This is a genomic window from Deinococcus sp. Leaf326 (assembly GCF_001424185.1).
Taxonomy (GTDB): Bacteria; Deinococcota; Deinococci; order Deinococcales; family Deinococcaceae; genus Deinococcus.
Genome location: NZ_LMOM01000007.1, coordinates 1 through 1,149 on the forward strand (window position 1 = coordinate 1; position 1,149 = coordinate 1,149).

A 1,149-nucleotide genomic window follows, 5' to 3' on the forward strand; every position below is an offset into this window, starting at 1 on the left:
GTCTGTGCTCCAGACTTTTCTCTGCTTTCCCATGGTGATCTCCAGTCTGCTCGTCCCTCGCATCACAAGGGTCAGGTTCTGGAAGTCATCTCTGGAGCATTACCGCTCCACGTGATCGTGGAGCGTCATGTGCGTGTTCTCGAGGTTGAAGCCTTTGGTCTTGAGTGCACGGAAGAGGCACTCGATGCGGAACCGTCGGCGGTACCTGGCCTGGATCGTCATGACCGAACCCGTGTTGCTGGCGATGATCAGGGCCTCGCCATCAGGTGTCTTCGTCAGAACGACGTTCATCGGCTGACCGTACACCAGGAGGTCTTCACACCAGAGGCCAGTGGCCTCTGGTCTCAGTCGAGCCCACCAGTCGTCTGCCCGCCAGTCGTCGATCAGCGTGTCCAGTCGCAGGCGGACACAGAGCGGAATCCCCCGCTCCACCAGCCCAGCAGACCAGTCCTGGCCGATGAATTCCCGGTCGGCATAGAGGACTCGGACCTGGGCAGCCGAGAGGAGCGTCAGCGCATCGTCCAAAAGACGCAGTCGCGTCCGGGTATCGCTGCTGCCCCCATGAGGCAGCAACTCGAAGAGCAGGGGAACCGCGACATCCCGCCACATCACGGCGAGCAGCAAGACATTGACGTCTTGCTGGCCGAGCTTCCAGTTTGTGCGGTCGAGGATGAACTCACGCGGCCTCGGATCAGGGAGCAACAGCAGGACCAACCGAGCCACGTCGGCCGGACAGAGGGGATGCTGGTCAAAAAAGCGTTCCAGACGGCGAATCACCGAATCGGTCTGGGCGTCACCTGGGAACCGCGCCGCGAGAGCGGCGTGGCGCACGTCCTTGGCCTGGAGGAGCGCAAAGACGACGAGAGCGAGGAGTTCGACCTGATTCTTCCGGTATTCCGGAAAGTGCGCCGCGAAGCAACGCGTCAAGGCCTGGAGAGCGGAAGAGGACGCGCTCTGTTGTCGCGTGTCAGACGAGATTTTTCAAGTCCTCGAAAAACTGTCGGGTACTGAGGAGATTCCACTCCCACGATCGTTTAGTTCCACAGGTAATGCTCCAGAGATGACTTCCAGAACCTGACCCTTGTGATGCGAGGGACGAGCAGACTGGAGATCACCATGGGAAAGCAGAGAAAAGTCTGGAGCACAGAC

1 protein-coding gene is annotated in these 1,149 nt (G+C 60.0%); it reads right to left on the reverse strand.

All coding sequences use genetic code 11. The features are described from left to right. Positions 1 to 99: 99 nt before the first annotated feature. On the reverse strand, positions 100 to 927 hold the full coding sequence (locus tag ASF71_RS04410; protein ID WP_235514126.1) for a transposase: 828 nt from the start codon (positions 925 to 927) through the stop codon (positions 100 to 102). Between the last annotated feature and the right edge of the window lie 222 nt (positions 928 to 1,149).